Below are 21,069 nucleotides of genomic sequence, written 5' to 3'. Positions count from 1 at the left end.
GACACCGTTGAGCAGCTCTCGGACCAGGCCACTGACGCCAGGCCCCGGGGACCCCGTACTCCGCGTCGCGCCGCTACCGGATCCGGGCGTCAGCCGAGGTCGGGTGCGTGCATCGCGCGAACGCCCTCGATGTTGCCGTCGAGATAGTGCCGCAGCGACAGCGGCACCAGGTGGACGGAGGCGATTCCGACACGGGTGAACGGCACACGGACGATCTCGTACTCGCCGGCCGGTTCCTCGATCTCAGGGCCGTGCCTCTGTGCCGGGTCCATGGACTCCAGACGGCAGACGAAGAAGTGCTGCACTTTCACACCGGTCGCACCGCCGTCGTCGCCGATGTGCTCGACGGTGTCCACGAAGCACGGGACCACGTCGGTGATCTTGGCGCCCAGTTCTTCGTGGACCTCGCGGTGCAGGGCGTCCACGACTGTTGCGTCGTCCGGCTCGACCCCGCCACCAGGCGTGACCCAGTAGGGATCCACACCGGGCTTGGTGCGTTTGATCAGGATCAGGTTGTCGCCGTCCAGCAGGACGGCTCGTGCGGTGCGCTTGACCACGGGTCGGACGGTCATGGGAGAAATGTGGCCCGGCTGGTTCCACGTGAAACATCGTGATGCGTGACCAGACGGACCCACGCTGTGACATCGTGCGGAAAGGGCGTCAGCACCAGTCGGCAGCGGCCGCCAGCAAGCGCTCGTGGGCCCTTGCCACCTGGGGCACCGCCAGCGTTCCGGTGCGCACGACCAGGACGTAGGTGCGCAGCGGAGGCACCGTGGGCTCATGCAGCGCGACGACCTCCCCGCGCTCGAGTGCGGCCGCACACAGATAGCGGGGCAGCACCGCAAGGCCGGCGCCCGCGATCGCGCAGGCAAGCACCGCACGAAGGTCGGGAACGATGACGGCGCCCGATGCCGCTGGGCGGGAGTCGAAGACCGCTGCCCAGTACCGGGAGACCAGGGGAAGCGACTCATGAACCTCGACGACGGGCAGGTTCTCCAGCGCGGACGCGTCCTTGCGGCACGGCGTTCCGGCGTCGATCAGCTCGTCCCACTGAGGGGCGGCGACCAGGACGTGCTCCTCGTCGCACAGCGGGGTGGCCATGAGGAGCGCTCCTCGCGGCCGGGCCGTACTGATGGCGAGGTCATGGTGCCCGGCGGCCACGCCCTCCAGGACCTCCTCGGCGTTCCCGAAGGAGGCGCGCACGGCGAATCCCTGACCGTCGTCGCGGGACGGTCCGGTGAGCGCGGGCAGGGCTCGCTCGGCGGTGAACTCGGGAGGTCCGGCGAGGTGCAGCGTGCGCTCGGCGGACTCGTCGTCCAGGCCGGTCTGAGCGATCTCCGCCAGGGCGTCGAGATGCGGAGCGGCCTTGTGGGCGAGCTCGTCGCCGATGCTGGTCGGGGTGACGCCGCGAGCCTGGCGCAGGAACAGGGGGCGGCCCAATTGGCGCTCCAGAGTGCGGATCTGCGAGGTCACGGCCGGCTGGGACAGGCCCAGCAGAGCGGCGGCGCGGGTGAAGGAGCCGGCCCGGTGCACCGTCACGAACGTGCGCAGCAAGGCCAGATCCATGGCGCTTCCTCCTCTTTCCCGCTTCCCTCCCGGCTCTGAGGCAGGGCTCAACTATAAATAAGTCGATAGGTCTCTGCCGTCAGAGTGATTGGACACTGACACAGAGTCAACTAGCCTTGTGGACGCGGTTCTTCGCGTGCAGAACCGCGGACGGTCCGAGCCACGAGGGGGGAGGCTCGGACCGTCCGTTGTGACCGGGGACGCCTGGAGGGGGGTGCGTAAGCCGGTCATTCCGCCGACTCTTCCAGCGCACGCAGCACGTCCGCCACGAGGTCCTCGACGTCCTCGGCGCCCACGGACAGCCGGACGAACCCCTCCGGTACCGCGTCCCCGCCCCAGCGTCCGCGCCGCTCCGCGGTGGAGCGGACCCCGCCGAAGCTCGTCGCCTCGTCCACCAGGCGCAGGGCCTCGAGGAAACGCTCGGCACGCGCGCGCGTGGGCAGCGTGAAGGAGACCACGCACCCATAGCGGCGCATCTGCTGCGAGGCGACCTTGTGCGAGGGGTCGTCCGGCAGTCCTGGATAGCGCAGTCCGCTCACCTCGGGCCTCCCCCGCAGAGCCTCGGCCACGGCCAGAGCGCCGGCGCTCTGCCGGTCCACCCGCAGCTGCAAGGTAGCGATCGATCGGTGGGCGAGCCACGCCTCCATGGGCCCGGGAATCGCCCCCACGATCTTGCGCCAGTGCCGTACGGCCGTCATCGGCCGGCCGCCACGCCCGGTGACGTAGCCGAGAAGGACATCGCCGTGCCCCGTGAGCTGCTTGGTGCCGCTGGCCACCGAGAAGTCGGCGCCCAGCGCCAGCGGGCGCTGGCCGAGCGGGGTGGCGAGCGTGTTGTCGACGGCCACCAGCACGCCGCGCGCGTGTGCCGCCTCGACCAGCCGGCCGATGTCGCACACCTCGAGCCCGGGGTTCGACGGGGACTCGATCCACAGCAGCTTCGCACCGTCGAGGCGGGCGAGTTGTGCGTTGCCGCCCGTCGGCGCGGTCCGCACCTCGATGCCGAACGCCTCCAGTTGTGCACGCGCCAAAGGCAGTGCCTGGTAGCCGTCATCGGGCAGCACGACGGCGTCGCCGGCGCGCAACTGAGAGAAGAGCACCGAGGAGATCGCGGCCATGCCGGAGGCGAAGACGAGCGTCTCGACGCCGTCCTGCCCCGGCGCCTCGAGCTCGCCGATGGCGTCCTCCAGGCGGGTCCACGTCGGGTTCTCGTCGCGTCCGTAGGTGTAGGGACCCGTGGGCTCGCCCGGCAGGTGGAAGTGGGCTGCGAACACCGGACCGGGGAGGGTCGGCTCGTACTTCACCGGCTCGGGCAGCCCGGCCCGCACCGCGCGGGTGCCCTCGCCGTCGCCCCCCGAAGGGCCCCCGTTCGCAGCGAAACCGTTCATGTCACTGGCCTTCCACATCGTCCCGTACGGCGGCGAGCAGACCGTTGCTCGCCTCCTCCACCATCTCAAGGCACTCCTCGAAGCCTTCCAGACCCCCGTAGTAGGGGTCGGGGACGTCGAGGTCGCCGTCAGCCGGGTCGGCCGGGTCGGACGCAGCGGGTGAGGCGGCCCCCGGGAGACGTCCGGCCTTCGGGCGGGCATAGGACCGCAGCAGCCGTACCTTCGCTGCGTCCTCCGGCGTGGGAGCCAGCCCGCGTAGGGCCCTGAGATGGCCGCAGTCCAAGGCGATCACCAGGTCGAGGCGGGCGAACCAGGACGGCTCGAATCGCCGGGCCGTGTGGTCGAGGGCGTATCCGTGCCCTTCCAGGACGGCGAGGGCACGCGCGTCGGCGTTCTCGCCCGCGTGCCAGTCACCCGTGCCTGCGCTGTCGACCTCGACCAGTCCCTCGAGGCCGGACTCCGCCACTCGCGCGCGGAAGACCGCCTCGGCCATCGGCGAGCGACAGATGTTGCCGGTGCAGACGAAACAGACACGGTAGGTCATCGACTGCTCAGTCCCCGTCCGGCAGGACGACGTTGAGCGCCCAGGACACGACCGAGATGATCAGGCCGCCCAGAACCGCGGTCCAGAAACCCTCCACGTGGAAACTCAGGTCGAACTTGTCGGCCAGCCATGAGGTGAGCAGCAGCATCAGGGCGTTGACCACCAGGGTGATCAGACCGAGCGTGAGAATGAACAGAGGGAAGGTCAGTACCTTCACTATCGGCTTGACCACGGAGTTCACCAGGCCGAAGAGCAAGGCGACGACGAGGAGGGTGCCGATCTTCTTGCCCGTGCTGTCACCGGTCAGGGTGATCTTGTCGAGCAGCCAGACGGCGACCGCCAGGGCACCTGCGTTGGCGATCGTCTTGACTACGAAATTCTTCATGTGTCTGATCGTGGCAGAGAGATCGGCAACGAGCACCGGACGAGGGCGGACAAGGTAGATGAAGGCATTCCGGTTGGATGAACTGGAGGCGGAACGCGCCGCCAATGACGGGGCCTACCTGCAGTTTCTGCGCGAACGGAACATGTCGGTCGGGCTGTACGCGCTCGATGCGGGCACGCATGATCCACAGAACCCGCACAACCAGGACGAGGTGTACTTCGTTGTGAGCGGACGAGCGTCGATCACCGTCGGCCTGGAGACCACACAGGTCGCCCGCGGCAGCGTGGTGTACGTCCCGGCGGGTGTCGCTCACAAGTTCCATCACATCAGCGAGGACCTGCGAGTCCTCGTAGTGTTCTCGCCGCCGGAGGGCTGACCGTCTCCACCGTGCAGCCGAGGTCCGGCCTCAGGGTTCCCTAGGGGATCGGTCAGGGGAGGACAAGGGGTGCGAGGCCCCCGCCGGCACCCCTCTCGGCCCTAGCATCGATGCCAGAACATCGAAATGATCCGGCCCGACAGGAGTGCCGGACCTCGACCGAAGAGAATGAGGACCAGGGCGATGCAAGAGATCTTCTCGGGACTGCCGTGGTGGGTGAAGTGGGTCGCGGTGCCGGTCATCGCCCTGGTCGTGTTCGGCGGGCTGATAGCCAGCGTCGTCGGGTTCGTGATCGGCCTGCTCTTCAAGCTGCTGGTCTTCGTGGCGCTGGTCGGCGGACTGATCTACGTGGTGCGGAAGTTCCTGTCGAGTTCCTCGTCGCGCCGCGACTGGTGAGCGGTGCGGGAGACCGGTGATCGGTAACACGATTCGCCGGTTCCCTCGCCCGGGGGAAGTTTTCCTGACAGTCCGTCTGCACGCGGTGGCAGCCGGTTAAAGTCCGGAACTCGACGCGGGACGATGCCCGCGAGCGGCGTACACCCCCACCCGTGTTCCTTGCACGGACCGCCCCCTCGCCCTTCGAGAGTGACCCTTGGCCATGGTTGACACCGCATCCGCAGAGCCGCACGTGCCTCCCGACCAGCCGCGCTCCCCGGCACCTCCCTTCCAACTCCCCCCTAACCCCGGGGTTCCCGAGCAGCCGCATCCGGCGGCCACCCTGATCGGCTCTGTACAGCGAGCCATGCGGCTGCTGGAATCCGTCGCCGAGCACACATACGGAGCCCCGGCCAAGCAGCTGGCCCGGGAGACCGGTCTGGCGCTGCCCACGGCCTACCACCTGCTGCGCACCCTGGTGCACGAGGGCTATCTGCGCCGGGACAAGGGACTGTTCTTCCTCGGCGAGGCCGCTGAGCGGCTCGGCAGCAGCGGAGCGGCGCAGAAACGTCGCAGCACGGTTGCCGACACTCTCGCGCAGTGGCGCGATTCGATCGGTGTGCCCGTGTACTACGCCCGCTACCGAGACGGCGAGATCGAGATCATGTGCGTCTCGGACACCCCGGGAAATCCGGCGGTGGAGGAATGGGCCGACTTCCGCGAGACCGGACACGCGCACGCCATCGGCCAGTGCCTTCTGTCCCAGCTGGACGAGGACACCCGCCGCGACCACCTGCGCCGCTACCCGGCGCAGTCCATCACCCCCTACACCGTGCGGGACAACCACGCACTGCTGCGGCGCCTGGAACGCATGCGGCGCATGGACCCCGTTCTGGAGCGGCAGGAGTACGCGCTGGGCACGGTCTGCGCCGCCATTCCGATCACCGTGGGCACCACGGCAGCCACCATGGCGATCTCCCTTCCCGCCCATCACGCCGATCGGCTGCTGCCCGCGGCCCGGGAGTTGCAGAACGAGGTGGGGCGACTGTTGGGATCACTCGCGATCTCTATCAGTATCTGAAAACTCACTCCTTGTGATCTGTTGTGTACTTTCTGCAAGATGCGTGCAGTGTCAGATGGTCCATTCCCGGCCAGTCGAAGGCAAATGACGGGGTAAGGCGATGCGCGAGTCCGTACAGGCAGTACAGGCAGAGGTCATGATGAGCTTCCTCGTCTCCGAGGAGCTCTCGTTCCGCATCCCCGTGGAGCTGGGGTACGAGTCGTGCGATCCCTATGCCGTGCGGCTCACTTTCCATCTGCCCGGCGATGCCCCGGTGACCTGGGCTTTCGGGCGCGAGCTGCTCATCGACGGGGTGGGCAGGCCGTGCGGAGAGGGAGACGTCCGGGTGTCACCCGTGGAACCCGATGTGCTGGGCGAAGTTCTGATTCGGCTTCAGGTCGGCGGCGACCAGGCGCTCTTCCGCTCATCGGCTGCCCCGCTGGTGGCCTTCCTCGACCGAACCGACAAGGTGGTTCCGCTGGGCCAGGAGGGGGCTCTCGCCGACTTCGACACCCATCTGGACGAGGCGCTGAACCGCATCCTGGCGGAGGAGCAGAACGCCGGCTGAGGTGACGGTGGTGGTGGGCGGTGCCGGATCCGGGTGCCTCGCTGTGGGCAGCATTGCGCAGGAACGGTTCTTCGTCTCCTGACGGCGCGTGGCCGGCTGCGGGCGCCTCCGGTTCCGACGCGGGCCGCGCCAGCCCTATGTGCGCGGTCCGCGCCGCTCGGCACCGCCCATCCTCGCGTGCGGCCTGTGCGGCCTGTGCGGCCTGTGCGGCCTGTGCGGCCTGTGCTGCGTGGGCCCGCACGTGCTGGGCGAGCCGCTCGGCTGCCCTGGTGGGGTAGCGCGGGAGCTGTCGTCATGGCGGGCCGGCGCAGCGGGGGCCGGACCGGCGGATTTCCGGCCCGGCGAGCGATCAGTGCTTGCGCCGTCTGCCGCGGCCGCCCCGACTCTGGGCCGAAACCGCGGGTGCCGCTCCCGCAGCTCCCGCCGAAGCCGTCGATGCCGCTGGAGACGCCCTCTGAGCTGTTGTGGGCGCCGACCCCGCGGGCGGCCGGTCCGCGGCGACCACGAGGGCCGCCAGAGCCGTCGTGACGGGCACGGAGGCGACCAGGCCGATCGAGCCCACCAGCGTCCGTACGATCTCCTCGGCGACCAACTCGCTGTTGGCGACCGTCCCCACGCTGCTCTGCGCGATCGAGAAGAGCAGCAACAGGGGCAGCGCCGCGCCCGCGTAGGCGAGAACGAGCGTGTTCACCACTGAGGCGATGTGGTCCCGGCCGATGCGGATGCCGGCGCGGTACAGAGCACGCCAGCCCATCGACGGGTTGGCCTCGTGCAGCTCCCAGACCGCCGATGTCTGGGTGACGGTCACGTCGTCGAGGACACCGAGCGAGCCGATGATGATGCCGGCGAGCAGCAGACCGCTCATGTCGATGGACGGGTACAGGCCGTGGATCAGGCCGGTGTTGTCGTCCGTGTTGCCGGTCAGGAACGCCCAGTCGATGAACAGCGAACCGAGGACGCCGATCAGCAGCAGCGAGATGAGCGTGCCGAGCACCGCGACGGAGGTGCGGGCCGAGAGACCGTGGCAGAGATACAACGCGATCAGCATGATGGCGCTCGACCCCACCACCGCCACGATCAGCGGGTTGGAGCCCTGCAGGATCGCGGGGAGGACGAAGAAGTTCAGCACCATGAAGCTGATGGCCAGCGCGATCAGGGCCATGACGCCGCGGAGCCGCCCGACGACCACGACGGCGACCGCGAAGATGATGGCCAGCAACGCCATCGGGACACGGCGGTTCACGTCGGCGACCGAGTACTGGAGGTCCTTCGGCGCGGAGGGCTCGTAGGCGACCACGACCTTCTCGCCCTGCTCCAACTGTCGTGACTGGTCCGGCTGGACGATCTCGGTGAACGTGCGGCCCTTGTCGTCGCCGGTGTCCACCCGGATCGTGGCCTTCTTGCAGGTGCCGCTCGCCTGCTGCTGGGCGGAGGATCCTTCGGCCGTCGAAGTGTCCCCGGTGGGGGTGTCGCCGGAGGCGTTCACCGACGCGCAGCTCACGCGCAGCACCTTGGTGACCGTGGCCTGCTGGGTCTGCCGGTCGAAGCCGACGCCGGTGCGCTCGTGCGCCGGGGCCCCGCCGGGCCACAGCACCACGAGCCCGACCATCACCGCGGCGCCGAACGGGATGAGGATGGCTGCGATGACCTTGCGCAGGTGCTGGGAGACGGGGGCGGCCGGACCGTGACTGTGGCTGTGGCCATGCGTATGCCCCGACCCATGCCCTGACCCGTGTCCTGGCCCGTGTCCTGGCCCGTATCCGTCGTTCCCACCGTTGGCGGCGCCGGCTGAACCGGGAACAGCGCCGGGACCGTGACCGGAATGGGAACCGTGGCCGTGGGAGGCCTCGTGGGCGTGGCCGGGCCCTTGCGCGTCGTCACCGAGGCGGTGGTGCCCGTGGCCGTCATCGTGCCCCTCGCCGTGGCTGTCGGCAGGGCCGTTCCCCCAGCCGCTGTGACGAGGTGCGTCGAAGAACGGATCGTGACCGTTACCGGAATTCTGTTCCCGCCCGTACTCAGGTGGCTGCCCCGGCGATCCCGTCCCGGTGCCCTGCCCCAATCGCTGCCCCTGTCCGTTCCCGCGCCCTTGCGCAGGAGCTCCGCCGGGACCTGGGTCCTGGCCGCCTGGAGTCGCACCACGACCCTGACGACGCAGACCGCCCAGGCCGCCCAACCCGCCGGCGTATCCCGGAGGGTGTGCAGGGCCAGTGCCGTGGGGGCGACCGCGGTCACCCCCGCCCTCAAAACCGCTGTCGACACCGCGATCGACACCGCGATCGACACGGCGGTCTTCTCCGGGGCCGCGTCTGGAGCCGTGCTCGAAGCTGTTGCCGGCACCGGCACCTGGGCCACTGCCGGGACCGTTTCCGGCGGCAGGCCGGCGGGGCGGCTCAGGCGGCGGGTACGGGGGCTGGTGTGTCGTCACCGCCCGATCATCGCAAGAACGAAAGAGGCCCACTGTTCACCGCGCCACAAGAGCCGCTAGCGTGGAGCCACCTTTTGCACACGCGGGAGCTCGGAGCACCGGGCTGAGAGGACGCTGACCTCCGCCTTCGCGATGTTTCACGTGAAACGTCTCTCGAATCGAGTGATGTTTCCCATGAGCGTCGGGAGACGGTAGCCGCTGCGTCGACCGCCGAACCTGTTACCGGGTAATGCCGGCGTAGGGAGTAGGTCTCATGACCAACAAGGACGCACGCACGCCTGCCTCCATGCAGGACGTCACCAGCGAGCACGCGGTCGACGTCAACGCTGTGGAGAGCGGGAGGTCCATCGGCTGGCACAAGGGGTACGTCGAGGGTGAACGCCCCGACCTCCAGGTGCCGGTCCGACAGGTGCACCTCACCAACGGCCGGTCGGTCACGCTGTACGACACGTCCGGCCCGTACACCGATCCGCTCGTCGAGACGGACGTGCGCAGGGGACTCCTTCCGCTGCGCGAGAACTGGATCATCTCCCGTGGCGATACCGAGGAGTACGCGGGCCGTCCCGTCCGTCCCGAGGACGACGGCATCAAGCACACCTCGCCGCGTGGAGGCCTGCGCAACCTGGATGCGGTGTTCCCGGGCCGACCGCGCCTGCCGCGCCGTGGCCGGGACGGCAGGGCCGTCACTCAGCTCGCGTACGCGCGCCGGGGAGAGATCACGCCCGAGATGGAGTTCGTGGCCATCCGGGAGAACGTCTCTCCTGAGGTGGTGCGCGATGAGATAGCGGCGGGCCGGGCCGTGTTGCCGGCCAACGTCAACCACCCGGAGATCGAGCCGATGATCATCGGCAAGCGGTTCCTGGTGAAGGTCAACGCCAACATCGGGAACTCGGCGGTGACGTCCTCCATCGAGGAGGAGGTCGAGAAGATGACCTGGGCGACCCGTTGGGGCGCCGACACGGTCATGGACCTGTCCACCGGGCGCAACATCCACACCACCCGCGAATGGGTGTTGCGCAACTCCCCCGTCCCCATCGGCACGGTGCCGCTGTACCAGGCACTGGAGAAGGTCGACGGTCGCGCCGAGGAGTTGACCTGGGAGATCTACAAGGACACGGTCATTGAACAGGCCGAGCAGGGCGTGGACTACATGACGGTCCACGCGGGTGTCCGTCTCCCGTACGTCCCGCTCACCGCCAACCGCAAGACCGGCATCGTGTCGCGCGGCGGCTCGATCATGGCCGCCTGGTGCCTCGCCCACCACAAGGAGTCGTTCCTCTACGAGAACTTCGAGGAACTCTGCGAGATCCTCGCCGCCTACGACGTCACCTACTCGCTGGGCGACGGGCTGCGACCGGGTTCCATCGCGGACGCCAACGACGAGGCGCAGTTCGCCGAGTTGAGGACGCTCGGGGAACTCAACACGATCGCCAAGCGTTTCAACGTACAGACCATGATCGAAGGCCCGGGGCATGTCCCGATGCACAAGATCAAGGAGAACATCGACCTTCAGCAGGAGATCTGTGATGAAGCTCCGTTCTATACGCTCGGCCCGCTGACGACGGACGTCGCGCCCGCGTACGACCACATCACCTCTGGCATCGGCGCTGCGATGATCGCCTGGTGGGGCACGGCGATGCTCTGCTACGTCACGCCCAAGGAACACCTTGGTCTGCCCAACCGTGACGACGTCAAGACGGGTGTCATCACCTACAAGATTGCTGCCCACGCCGCCGACCTCGCCAAGGGGCACCCCGGTGCGCAGGAATGGGACGACGCGCTGTCCGACGCCCGCTTCGAGTTCCGCTGGGAGGACCAGTTCAACCTTGCCCTCGACCCGGACACGGCACGGGAGTTCCACGACGAGACCCTCCCGGCCGAGCCCGCGAAGACGGCGCACTTCTGCTCGATGTGCGGTCCGAAATTCTGCTCGATGAAGATCTCACAGGACATCCGGCGTGCTCACGGCGGTAGCAGGGCGGAGATCGAGGAAGGCATGGCGCAGAAGTCCAAGGAGTTCGCGGAGGGCGGGAACCGGGTGTATCTGCCCCTGGCCACCTGACGGGGGTGGCCGACGGACGACCCGGGCCGTTCCGAGGCCCGGGTGCGGTCCGCCCGCGTTCCCGGCCGGGGAGGTTCACCCGGCCGGGACCCGGGGACGCGGTGCTTGACTGTGCTCATGACTGCGCGATCCATGAGCAAGGGCGCCAACCTGGCGGTCGACTCGCACGCTGTTCGTGTGGAACTCAGCTGGTCCGAGGGCGCCGGAGGGCCGGACGTCGACGCCTCGGCGCTCTTGCTGACCGCCGACGGACGGGTGCGGGGCGACGGTGACTTCGTCTTCTACAACCAGCCCCGGCACGCGTCCGGGGCTGTGCGGCACCTCGGCAAGCAGCGCGCCGACGGCTTCATGACCGACACGGTGGAGGTGGACTTCAGCGCGCTGGAGCGCGTGATCACGCGGGTGGTGCTGTGTGCGTCGGCCGACGGCGGTGTCTTCGGGCAGGTCACCGGTCTGACGCTGCGGGTGCTGGACACGCACGGGCGGTCCGAACTGGCTCGCTTCGAGATGCAGGCCGACACGGAGACGGCGTTCATCGGCGGTGAGCTGTACCTGCGCGAGGGCCGCTGGAAGTTCCGGGCGGTCGGGCAGGGATACGCGTCCGGACTCGCGGGGCTGGCCACCGACTTCGGGATCACGATCGACGAGGGGCAGGAGCAGGCGTCCGGTCAGCCGGGCAGGGCGCCGCAGGTCCACCCGGACACGCCCCGGGAGGTCCACCCGGACACGCCCCGGGTCGTTGGCCCGGGCGGGCCCTCGGCTGTCCCGTCGGCTTCGGTGACGCCCGGTCACCCAGGCCTGCGGGAGACGGGTGCGGGTGTCACCGGGCCCTCGGGTCCCCGCCTGACCAAGGGGGAGGAGCGGCTTCCCGTGGACATGCGCAAGCGTCTGTCGCTGCGCAAGGAGCAGGTCGCCGTCAGCCTGAGCAAGCGGGGGGCGGCCGGGATCAGCGCCAGGGTCGTGCTCGTCCTCGACGCCTCCGGTTCCATGGCGTTCCTGTACTCCCGGGGGGTGGTGGCGGACGTCGTGGAGCGGATGGCGGCGGTGGTGGCGCAACTCGACGACGACGGGGAGATGCAGGCATGGACGTTCGCCAGCGAAGCCGCTCGCCTTCCCGACCTGCGCTTGGGGGAGCTTCCCGAGTGGCTGCGACTGCATGTGCGCGGGGGAGAGATCAGTCTGTTCCGGCGCGGCAAGAAGCCTCGCAAGGGGATGGAGCCCGGGCAGGTGGACATGCGCTCGGTCGGCATCCAGAACGAGGAGCAGAAGGCGATCGCACAGGTCAGGTCCTTTGTGCGGGAGAATCCGGCACCTGTTCCGACCCTGGTGCTGTTCTTCTCCGACGGTGGGGTCTACCGGGACGCGGCGATCGAACGGGAGCTGCGGGCCGCGGTCGAGGAGCCGATCTTCTGGCAGTTCGTGGGACTCGGCCGGTCCAACTACGGTGTCCTGGAACGGTTCGACACGCTGCCCGGGCGTCGCGTGGACAACGTGGGCTTCTTCGCCGTCGACGACATCGGCAGCGTCCCGGACCAGGAGCTGTACGACCGGCTTCTCTCCGAGTTCCCCAGCTGGATCACGGCTGCGGGGCAGGCCGGCATCCTCTGACGGCCTGCGCCCGTCGGGAGGCGCGTGCCTGCAGCCGTCGGGAGGCGCGTGCCTGCGGCTGTCGGTGGCGCTCCGGTCCCGCACCGCCGTCCGTCGCCTGAGACGGGGCAGGCCGTTGCCGAGCCTCGGCCCCCTGCTTCAGCCGATCCCTGGTGCTGCCTGAGCCGGCTTCAGCCCAACCGGCACCGCCTCGACTCTGGCCATCCCGGCCCTCGGGCGTCGGCCGATGCTCGGGGCGTCGGCCGGTCTGCGTTCCCGGCACCGGCCTGTGGACCTGGCGGCCGGGCGGTGAGGCTTGCCGGGCGGTCTGGCTGCTGGGCTCGCCGGGGCGCACGCCGGACGCCCATTCCGGCGGCCAGGGGGTCGTGGCGGCCAGGGGTGCCAGGGTGCCAGGGTGCTATTCCGGCTGGTGGTCCGGCCCGCCGAAGTCCGGGCTGGAGTAGTCGGGGCTGCTGAAACTGGGCCGTGAGCCGGCCGAGCGGCCGTCGTCGGGGCTGCTGAACCCCGGGCGGTCGTAGCCGATTTTCGGCAGGCGGCTGACGGGGGCGGGCGGCACGGGGTCGCTGTGCACGGGGGCCACCGCCCCCGGAGCGGTGAGGGCCTCCTGGAGGAACGGCAGGATGCCGCGCTCCAGCAGGGCTTCCCGCCAGGCCTCTCTGGCCTGGTCCACCTCTTCGCTCAGTTCGCTGTACGGTCCGGCTTCCAGTGATGGCCGGTTGCGCAGGGCGGTGAGCAGCAGCGCGATGGTGGCGACGAGGATCGCGGCCGCGGCCACGGCCCCGAAGGCCCAGCCCGCCGTGAGCATCGTCTGGGCGAACGCCTGTTGGGGGTCGAGCGCTCTGAGGATGTAGCCGACGAGGAGGAATATCGCCGCCGCGGTCCCGGCGAGGACGGGGGTGAGGACGGCGGCGACCGCGCCGGCGCCGGCGGCTTCGGCGGCCTGGGCCGCCTCCCCCATGCTGTTGGCGATGCCCATCGCGGTCGCGCCCGGCTCCGCGGGGCCGGTCCCGGTGGTGGACGAGGGGCCCGACGGGGTCGTCGGCGCGGGATGGCGCAGTTCCTCGCGGATCTTGACGTAGTGCTGGTACTCGGCCGCCGCGGCCACCGTGATGAGCGCGGAGGCGTTGAGGGCCATGGTGCGCAGTTGTTCGGCGTTGAGTCGCTGTCCCACATCGGTCAGTTCCGGGTGGTACGGGGCGGAGCGCAGCGCCTCGTCGAGGATCCGCTCGTACTCCTGGCGGTCCTCGCTGTGCAGGTGCTGCGGAACGCTGTTCATGTGCATCCCCCGATGCTCCGTAGGGCTTGGGGCTCGCATGCCAACGAGCCGTCGGGCAGAAACGGAGGGGAGCCTGCTACGGATGAACCGATGGTAGAGCGGCGACGGCATGGCGTGACAGGGGGTTTGCCGAAATTGGCCTCTGGCCTGCGGTGACGGTGACGGGTCCGGAGCGGGCCGGGTGACGCACCGTAGGCGATCGGTGACGCTCAGGCGTTCAGGGGCAATTGCTGGACCAGGAGCTTCCCGGCCATCGTCACGCCGCCGTCCATCGCGATGGCCAGCCCGTCGGCGTAGACGTGCGGTCCCTCGACATGCGGCCCGCTGCTGTCCTCGCCCTCCTCGGAGCCGACTTCGCCGAGCAGGTACGGAATCGGGCTGTGGCCGTGAACGATGCGGGTGCCGCCGTACGTATCGAGGAGGGAACGCACGGCGTCGGCGCCGCCCTCGTCGCGGAAGGAGAAACGCTTCGTGAACTTGCGGAACAGGTCCCACACTTCGTCCGCGTCGTTACGCGTGATCGTTTCGCGGACGGTGTCGTTGACCGCCTCGATCGAGTCGCCGTAGTCGAGGTAGGCGGTGGTGTCGGAGTGGACGAGCAGATGGCCGTCGACCTCCTCCATGGCGTCGAGACGGGACATCCACTGCAGGTGGTGGTCCTGGAGCCGGTCCATGTCGTACTTCTGGCCGCCGTTGAGCAGCCAGGCCGCCTGGAAGGTGGCGGTGCCGGCGCCGGAGTTGACCGGGGTGTCGCCGAACCGTTTGGCGCCGAGCAGCAGCAGTTCGTGGTTGCCCATGAGCGCCTTGCAGTACCCGCCGGCCGCGGCGGCCTCGGCGGACAGCCGCATGACGAGGTCGATGACGCCGATGCCGTCCGGACCGCGGTCGGTGAAGTCGCCGAGGAACCAGAGGCGGGCCGTGCCCGCGCACCAGTTGCCGGCCGCGTCGAGCAGCCCCTGCTCTCGCAGGGCGCCGACCAGTTCGTCGAGGTAGCCGTGCACGTCGCCGACGACGAACAGCGGGCCCGGGCCGGTCGCGGGCACCGGCGCCTGGACGGCTGCCGGGTCCACGGTCACCTGGAGTGTGTCGCCGCGACGGTGGATGACGGGCAGGTCGCGCTGGGTCGGCGTATAGCCGTCCGGGTGTTCCAGCGGCTCCTCGATGGGCGGTGCGGCGTTCCCGGGATGGGTGTCGTGGTCGTACGGACCGGTCTCGTTGACGTACGCGGGCACCCGGAAGTCACGCAACGTCGCCGTCCGCTCCACCTCGGGTCCCTGACCGGCCCCCTGAGTCATCAGACCCCTCCACCATCGCGCCGCATCTGCACCCTTCGGGCTGCCTGGTCGCAGCGGCCCGCGGTGCCGTGCGCCCATCATAGGAATGCGGATCGCGCCGTGTGATGACCCAGGGGTGGGGAATCGAGGCGAGGCTCCGGTTCGTCGCGGCTTTCGCCCCGATTGGCCCGGGCTTCGGCAGTCCCCGCCCCTCCCGCACACCGTGTCCGCACCGCCGCACCACCGGACGGCTCCCGCCGGTCGGCGGGGTGGACGCCGGGCGGGGGCCCGGTGAAAGGCGTTGCGTCGGCTGGGACGTGTGTGACTTCGGTGACTGCAGGGGGGAGCGCGATGCGCGGGGGCGGGCGCCGGGGTCTGCCGCGAGGGCCGGCCGGGAGCCTCGCCGTCGTCCGACGGATCGTCCCGGACTCCGGCTGCCCCCGCCGTTCCCCGCGCACCGGAAATCGCCCATACGTGCTGCTTCCTCACCGGCGTTGACGCGACGCGGCCACTCCCGGAACCGGGTCCCCGTGCCCGCAGCGGCTGTCCCGACCGAGGCCGATGGCTTTCCCTCCGGCGCATCCGTGGGCGCCTTCCCCGGGTGCCTTCCCCGGGTGACTCCCCCGGTGGGGTCACCCGGCGGCACGCGGAGGGGTCACCCCTCCGGCGTGGTCGCTCTCAGGCCGGCCGGCCCGGTCACCCCTTCTCCGGTGTCCGGGGCGGGCTGACCGTCGTGCGCGGCAGGCGGCGCTGGGACGACGTTCGCACCATGAGCTCGGTCGGTACCACCTGCTCGACGGTCTCTTCCGACTGGACGCCTTCGATCGCGTCGATGAGGAGCTGCACCACCGCCGTTCCGATGCGGCGCGGCTTGAGGGAGAGGGTGGTGACGGGCGGCTCGGTGTTGGCGTACACCGTTGACTCGCTGCAGCAGACGATCAGCAGCTCCTCCGGGACGCGCAGCCCGTAGCGGCGGGCGGCGGCGAGAAGGTCGGTGCCGTTGGGGTCGAACAGGCCGTAGACGGCGTCCGGCCGGTCCGGGCGGGCCAGCAGCCGGTCGGCGGCCACGGCGCCCGCGCACGGGTCGTGGGCGGGATAGGCCTCGTAGACGGGGTCCTGGCCGACCCGCTCGCACCACCGCAGGTACGCGTTGGTCGACAGGTGCGTGTACGTGTCCGTGGTGGTGCCGGTGAGCAGGCCGATGCGGCGGGCGCCGGCGTCGGCCAGATGGTCGAGGATGTCGAGGACGGCTGCCTCGTGGTCGTTGTCCACCCACGCGGTGACCGGGAGCGCGCCGGCCGGGCGGCCGTCGGAGACGACCGGTAGACCCTGTCGGACCAGCTCGCTGACCACCGGATCATGGTCGGAGGGGTCGATGACGACCGTGCCGTCCAGGGCGACGTTCGACCACACGTCGTGGCGCGACGTCGCGGGGAGGATCACGAGCGCGTAGCCGCGGGCGAGCGCGGCCGACGTGGCGGCGCGCGCCATCTCCGCGAAGTAGGCGAACTCGGTGAAGGTGAAAGGTTCATCCCCGTACGTGGTCACGGTCAGGCCGATGAGGCCCGACTTGCCGGTACGGAGGGTTCGGGCGGCCGCGGAGGGGCGGTAGCCCAGTCGGTCGGCGACCTCGCGGACATGGCGTCGGGTGGCATCGGGGAGCCTGCCCTTGCCGTTGAGGGCGTCCGAGACGGTCGTGATGGACACTCCGGCGGCGGCGGCCACGTCCCTGATGCCCGCCCGGCCCGGCCGGCTGCTTCGGCGTGAGGTTTCCGCGCGGCTCACCTGGTGCTTCCCTGCTGCTGTCATGGCGAGCCGATAGTAGGGCTCATTCGGTGGGGTAGGGCGGACGCATATGCACGCGTTGACAGGCACGTTTCTGCAAGGTGAAAGTGGGTCAAGTGCACTAGAAACAAAGTCAGTTGGCGGTTCCAACCCCAGGACGTGACGTGTCGGCACGGATGAGCCTGCCAACGCACCGATGTTTCGAAGAGGTCTCAACTCACCTGCACGAGGGATGCGCGCCACGGCGTGAGCCACCGGCGCATGGATATAGGTGCGGCGCGCCCCCCGGACGTCCGCCCCTTCATCCGTCTTCATCCGCATACATCACGGAAGTCCCCGCCTCCCGAAGTGGCCGGACGGGGCCTTCCGAGGCGGCCGGACGGGGCCTTCCGTAGTGGCCGGACGGGGCCTTCCGTAGTGGCCGGACGGCGTCCCGCTCCTGCCGGTTCCCCATCGCGGGCTTCTCGCCTGTACGCACCGGGGCCGAATCCTCATAAGGTGAGCAGTATTGAAGCCGGTGGTGTCACGAGGAGGACTGCGGTGAGCGAGACGAGCCCCAAGCTGCGCGCCGAGCTGGAGGGTATCCCCACCTACAAGCCGGGCAGGCCGGCTGCGGCGGGCGGTCCCGTGGCCTACAAGCTGTCCTCGAACGAGAACCCCTATCCGCCGCTGCCCGGGGTGATGGAGAGCGTGACGGCCGCGGCCGCTGCCTTCAACCGCTACCCGGACCTGGCATGCACGGCGCTGGTGAACGAGATCTCCGAGCGCTTCGGCGTTCCGGCCGCGCATCTGGCCACCGGCACCGGCTCGGTCGGCGTCGCCCAGCAGCTGGTCCAGGCGACCTCGGGCCCCGGCGACGAGGTGATCTACGCCTGGCGGTCCTTCGAGGCGTATCCGATCATCACGCAGATCAGCGGCGCGCGGGCCGTGCAGGTGCCGCTGACGCCGGGGGACGTCCACGATCTGGACGCCATGGCCGACGCGATCACCGACCGGACGCGGCTGATCTTCGTCTGCAACCCCAACAACCCCACGGGCACCGTGGTCAGGCGGGCCGAGCTGGAACGTTTCCTGGACCGGGTGCCGCAGGACGTGCTGGTCGTGCTCGACGAGGCCTACCGCGAGTTCATCCGCGACCCCGAGGTGCCGGACGGCGTCGAGCTGTACCGGAAGCGGCCCAATGTGTGCGTGCTGCGGACCTTCTCCAAGGCGTACGGCCTGGCCGGTCTGCGGGTGGGCTTCGCCATCGCCCACGAGCCGGTCGCGGAGGCGCTGCGCAAGACGGCGGTGCCGTTCGGCGTCAGCCAGCTCGCGCAGGAGGCCGCGATCGCCTCGCTGCGCGCCGAGGACGCGCTGCTGGGCCGGGTCGGCACGCTGGTGTGCGAGCGGCTGCGCGTGGTCGAGGCCCTGCGTGCGCAGGGCTGGACGGTGCCCGAGACGCAGGCCAACTTCGTGTGGCTGCGACTGGGCGAGCGGACGGCGGCCTTCGCGGCGGCGTGCGAGCACGCCGGCGTCGTGGTGCGGCCGTTCCCGGGTGAGGGCGTGCGGGTGACGATCGGCGAGAACGAGGCGAACGACATCCTCCTGAAGGCGGCGGAGGGCTTCCGTAAGGAGCTGTAGCGCCCGGTGCGGGTGGTCATCGTCCGGTTGCCAGGGGGTTCTGGCTGGTCAGGACGGGTGTGGGGGGTTTCCGCGAGTGGGCGGGGACCCCCCTTTCTCTATCGAAAGCCCGTACGGCATAATGGCTTGTGAATGTGAACGCATTCACAAGCGTGAGTAAGGAGCGGCGACGTGGACCTGGCTTTGGCGCCGGAGACCCTGGCGCGCTGGCAGTTCGGCATCACCACCGTCTACCACTTCCTCTTCGTCCCCCTGACGATCTCCCTGGCGGCCCTGACAGCCGGTCTGCAGACCGCGTGGGTGCGCACGGAGAACGAGAAGTACCTCAGGGCGACCAAGTTCTGGGGCAAGCTCTTCCTGATCAACATCGCGATGGGCGTCGTCACCGGCATCGTGCAGGAGTTCCAGTTCGGTATGAACTGGTCCGACTACTCGCGTTTCGTCGGCGACGTCTTCGGCGCTCCGCTGGCCTTCGAGGCCCTGATCGCCTTCTTTTTCGAGTCCACCTTCATCGGCCTGTGGATCTTCGGCTGGGACAAGCTGCCGAAGAGGATCCACCTGGCCTGCATCTGGATGGTCTCGATCGGCACGATCCTGTCGGCCTACTTCATCCTCGCGGCCAACTCGTGGATGCAGCACCCTGTGGGCTACCGGCTCAACGAGGAGAAGGGCCGGGCCGAGCTGAACGACTTCTGGGCCGTTCTCACCCAGAACACCGCGCTCGCCCAGGTCTTCCACACCCTGTCCGCGGCCTTCCTGACCGGTGGCGCCTTCATGGTCGGCATCGCCGCCTTCCACCTCTACCGCAGGAAGCACATCCCGGTGATGAAGACCTCGCTGCGGCTGGGCCTGGTCACCGTGGTCATCGCCGGTCTGCTCACCGCCGTCAGCGGCGACGTCCTCGGCAAGGTGATGTTCAAGCAGCAGCCGATGAAGATGGCGGCAGCCGAGGCGCTGTGGGACGGCGAGGCACCCGCCCCCTTCTCCGTCTTCGCCTACGGCGACGTCGAGAAGGGCCACAACACGGTCGCTGTCGAGATTCCGGGTCTGCTGTCCTTCCTCGCGAACGACGACTTCAGCTCGTATGTGCCCGGCATCAACGACGTGAACAAGGCCGAGCAGGAGAAGTTCGGGCCCGGCGACTACCGGCCCAACATCCCCGTCGCCTACTGGGGCTTCCGCTGGATGATCGGCTTCGGCATGACCTCCTTCACGATCGGACTGGCCGGACTCTGGCTCACCCGCCGCAAGTTCCTGTTGCCGCAGCACCTGAGGATCGGCGAGGACGAGGTGCCGCACGTGGTGCTGTTCAGGAAGAAGGCGCTCGGCCCCAAGCTCACGCGGCTCTACTGGCTGGTGTCGATCTGGACTCTGGGCTTCCCGCTCATCGCCAACTCCTGGGGCTGGATCTTCACCGAGATGGGCCGCCAGCCCTGGGTCGTCTACGGCGTCCTGCAGACCCGGGACGCGGTCTCCCCCGGGGTCTCCCAGGGCGAGGTCCTCCTCTCGATGACCGTCTTCACCGCGCTGTACGCCATCCTCGCCGTCGTCGAGGTCAAACTGCTGGCCAAGTACGTGAAGGCCGGCCCGCCCGAACTCACCGAGGCCGACCTCAACCCGCCCACGAAGATCGGCGGCGACTCCCAGGACGCCGACAAGCCGATGGCCTTCTCCTACTAGGCCGAGGGAGCTGCACAGTCATGGAACTGCACGACGTCTGGTTCGTCCTCATCGCCGTCCTGTGGACCGGCTACTTCTTCCTGGAGGGCTTCGACTTCGGGGTCGGGATCCTCACCCGGTTGCTCGCCCGCGACCGGCCCGAGCGGCGGGTGCTCATCAACACCATCGGGCCGGTATGGGACGGCAACGAGGTGTGGCTGCTCACGGCGGGCGGCGCGACGTTCGCCGCCTTCCCCGAGTGGTACGCCACGCTCTTCTCCGGCTTCTACCTGCCCCTGCTGCTCATCCTGGTCTGCCTGATCGTGCGCGGCGTCGCCTTCGAGTACCGGGCCAAGCGGCCCGAGGAGAACTGGCAGCGCAACTGGGAGACAGCGATCTTCTGGACCTCGCTCCTCCCGGCGTTCCTGTGGGGCGTCGCCTTCGGCAACATCGTGGGAGGCGTCAAGATCGACCGGAACTTCGAGTACGTGGGCGGCTTCTGGGACCTGCTCAACCCCTACGCGCTGCTCGGCGGTCTGGTGACGCTGACGCTGTTCACCTTCCACGGGGCGGTGTTCACGGCGCTCAAGACGGTGGGCGACATCCGGGAGCGGGCCCGGAAGCTGGCGTCGAAGGTCGGTGTCGTGACCGCCGTCCTCGCGCTGGTCTTCCTGGCCTGGACGCAGATCGACAGTGGTGACGCCAAGAGTCTGGTGGCCCTCGTCGTGGCGGTCGTCGCACTGATCGCGGCCCTCGTGGCGAACCAGGCGGGGCGCGAGGGGTGGTCGTTCGCCTTCTCCGGCGTGACGATCGTGGCCGCCGTGGCGATGCTCTTCCTGTCGCTCTTCCCGAACGTCATGCCGTCCTCGCTCAACGAGGACTGGAGCCTGACGGTGACCAACGCCTCGTCGAGTCCTTACACCTTGAAGATCATGACCTGGTGTGCGGGGGTCGCCACCCCGCTTGTCCTGCTCTACCAGGGCTGGACCTACTGGGTGTTCCGCAAGCGGATCGGCACGCAGCACCTCGCCGAGCCGGTGCACTGAGTCCGGCGACGGCCGACGCAGGCCGGAATGGGTGGTGTTTCACGTGAAACACCAC

18 protein-coding genes are annotated in these 21,069 nt (G+C 69.3%); 9 read left to right on the top strand and 9 right to left on the bottom strand.

From position 1 onward, the window contains the following. Nucleotides 1-89 precede the first annotated feature (89 nt). The 5 genes from QA802_RS21040 to QA802_RS21020 form a co-directional block, all read right to left on the bottom strand. Complete coding sequence (locus QA802_RS21040; protein ID WP_020130685.1) at nucleotides 90-572, bottom strand: NUDIX domain-containing protein; 483 nt, start codon at nucleotides 570-572, stop codon at nucleotides 90-92. Between the two features lie 88 nt (nucleotides 573-660). Beyond that, on the bottom strand, nucleotides 661-1,566 hold the full coding sequence (locus QA802_RS21035; protein ID WP_334524966.1) for a LysR family transcriptional regulator: 906 nt from the start codon (nucleotides 1,564-1,566) through the stop codon (nucleotides 661-663). Nucleotides 1,567-1,793: 227 nt separating this feature from the next. Continuing rightward, nucleotides 1,794-2,951 carry a cystathionine gamma-lyase gene (locus QA802_RS21030; protein ID WP_334524963.1) on the bottom strand — a complete coding sequence of 386 codons (1,158 nt, stop codon included), beginning with the start codon at nucleotides 2,949-2,951 and terminating at the stop codon, nucleotides 1,794-1,796. Nucleotide 2,952: 1 nt separating this feature from the next. Further along, nucleotides 2,953-3,495, bottom strand: coding sequence for a low molecular weight protein-tyrosine-phosphatase (locus QA802_RS21025; protein WP_334524960.1), 543 nt, complete (start codon nucleotides 3,493-3,495; stop codon nucleotides 2,953-2,955). Between the two features lie 7 nt (nucleotides 3,496-3,502). Continuing rightward, the gene (locus QA802_RS21020) at nucleotides 3,503-3,880 is read right to left on the bottom strand and encodes a phage holin family protein (protein ID WP_334524957.1); all 378 of its coding nucleotides are present in this window, start codon (nucleotides 3,878-3,880) and stop codon (nucleotides 3,503-3,505) included. A 58-nt stretch (nucleotides 3,881-3,938) separates the two neighbouring features. On the opposite strand from QA802_RS21020, the gene QA802_RS21015 reads away from it, so the two are divergent. From QA802_RS21015 to QA802_RS21000, 4 genes are all read left to right on the top strand, one after another. Beyond that, nucleotides 3,939-4,256, top strand: a complete 318-nt coding sequence (locus QA802_RS21015) for a cupin domain-containing protein (RefSeq protein ID WP_107442990.1) — start codon at nucleotides 3,939-3,941, stop codon at nucleotides 4,254-4,256. Nucleotides 4,257-4,439: 183 nt separating this feature from the next. Then, nucleotides 4,440-4,652: a DUF5326 family protein gene (locus QA802_RS21010; RefSeq protein ID WP_319165763.1), complete on the top strand. Its 213-nt coding sequence runs from the start codon at nucleotides 4,440-4,442 to the stop codon at nucleotides 4,650-4,652. A gap of 196 nt (nucleotides 4,653-4,848) precedes the next feature. After that, nucleotides 4,849-5,712, top strand: a complete 864-nt coding sequence (locus tag QA802_RS21005; protein WP_416070793.1) for an IclR family transcriptional regulator — start codon at nucleotides 4,849-4,851, stop codon at nucleotides 5,710-5,712. Between the two features lie 100 nt (nucleotides 5,713-5,812). Further along, on the top strand, nucleotides 5,813-6,259 hold the full coding sequence (locus QA802_RS21000) for an SsgA family sporulation/cell division regulator (protein WP_319165762.1): 447 nt from the start codon (nucleotides 5,813-5,815) through the stop codon (nucleotides 6,257-6,259). A 349-nt stretch (nucleotides 6,260-6,608) separates the two neighbouring features. Here QA802_RS21000 and QA802_RS20995 read toward each other — a convergent pair whose 3' ends face one another. Beyond that, nucleotides 6,609-8,318, bottom strand: coding sequence for a YibE/F family protein (locus tag QA802_RS20995; RefSeq protein ID WP_443042155.1), 1,710 nt, complete (start codon nucleotides 8,316-8,318; stop codon nucleotides 6,609-6,611). A 619-nt stretch (nucleotides 8,319-8,937) separates the two neighbouring features. Between QA802_RS20995 and thiC the strand changes: the two genes are divergently transcribed. Together thiC and QA802_RS20985 are read left to right on the top strand one after the other, a co-directional pair. Further along, the gene (gene thiC / locus QA802_RS20990; protein ID WP_334524950.1) at nucleotides 8,938-10,746 is read left to right on the top strand and encodes a phosphomethylpyrimidine synthase ThiC; all 1,809 of its coding nucleotides are present in this window, start codon (nucleotides 8,938-8,940) and stop codon (nucleotides 10,744-10,746) included. 117 nt (nucleotides 10,747-10,863) lie between these two features. Next, a complete protein-coding gene (locus QA802_RS20985; protein ID WP_334524947.1) occupies nucleotides 10,864-12,354 on the top strand; it encodes a VWA domain-containing protein in 1,491 nt (496 codons plus the stop codon). 397 nt (nucleotides 12,355-12,751) lie between these two features. On the opposite strand, the gene QA802_RS20980 is transcribed toward QA802_RS20985, so the two are convergent. The 3 genes from QA802_RS20980 to QA802_RS20970 all read right to left on the bottom strand — a co-directional run bounded on the left by QA802_RS20980 (nucleotide 12,752) and on the right by QA802_RS20970 (nucleotide 16,713). After that, entirely contained in the window at nucleotides 12,752-13,636 is an 885-nt protein-coding gene (locus QA802_RS20980) for a hypothetical protein (protein WP_334524944.1), read from the bottom strand. A gap of 203 nt (nucleotides 13,637-13,839) precedes the next feature. Next, the gene (locus tag QA802_RS20975; protein ID WP_319165757.1) at nucleotides 13,840-14,925 is read right to left on the bottom strand and encodes a metallophosphoesterase; all 1,086 of its coding nucleotides are present in this window, start codon (nucleotides 14,923-14,925) and stop codon (nucleotides 13,840-13,842) included. 675 nt (nucleotides 14,926-15,600) lie between these two features. Next, nucleotides 15,601-16,713 carry a LacI family DNA-binding transcriptional regulator gene (locus tag QA802_RS20970; protein ID WP_334524938.1) on the bottom strand — a complete coding sequence of 371 codons (1,113 nt, stop codon included), beginning with the start codon at nucleotides 16,711-16,713 and terminating at the stop codon, nucleotides 15,601-15,603. 516 nt (nucleotides 16,714-17,229) lie between these two features. On the opposite strand from QA802_RS20970, the gene hisC reads away from it, so the two are divergent. The 3 genes from hisC to cydB all read left to right on the top strand — a co-directional run bounded on the left by hisC (nucleotide 17,230) and on the right by cydB (nucleotide 21,014). Next, nucleotides 17,230-18,309 (top strand): histidinol-phosphate transaminase, encoded by a 1,080-nt coding sequence (gene hisC, locus QA802_RS20965; protein ID WP_319165755.1) that lies wholly within the window; start codon nucleotides 17,230-17,232, stop codon nucleotides 18,307-18,309. A 171-nt stretch (nucleotides 18,310-18,480) separates the two neighbouring features. Next, a complete protein-coding gene (locus QA802_RS20960; protein ID WP_334524933.1) occupies nucleotides 18,481-19,989 on the top strand; it encodes a cytochrome ubiquinol oxidase subunit I in 1,509 nt (502 codons plus the stop codon). Between the two features lie 20 nt (nucleotides 19,990-20,009). Further along, nucleotides 20,010-21,014 (top strand): cytochrome d ubiquinol oxidase subunit II, encoded by a 1,005-nt coding sequence (gene cydB, locus QA802_RS20955; RefSeq protein ID WP_334524930.1) that lies wholly within the window; start codon nucleotides 20,010-20,012, stop codon nucleotides 21,012-21,014. Nucleotides 21,015-21,069 lie beyond the last annotated feature (55 nt).

The sequence above is a fragment of the Streptomyces sp. B21-105 genome, assembly GCF_036898465.1.
In the GTDB taxonomy this organism is placed as follows: Bacteria; Actinomycetota; Actinomycetes; order Streptomycetales; family Streptomycetaceae; genus Streptomyces.
This window is presented reverse-complemented; position numbering and strand designations above follow the sequence as displayed.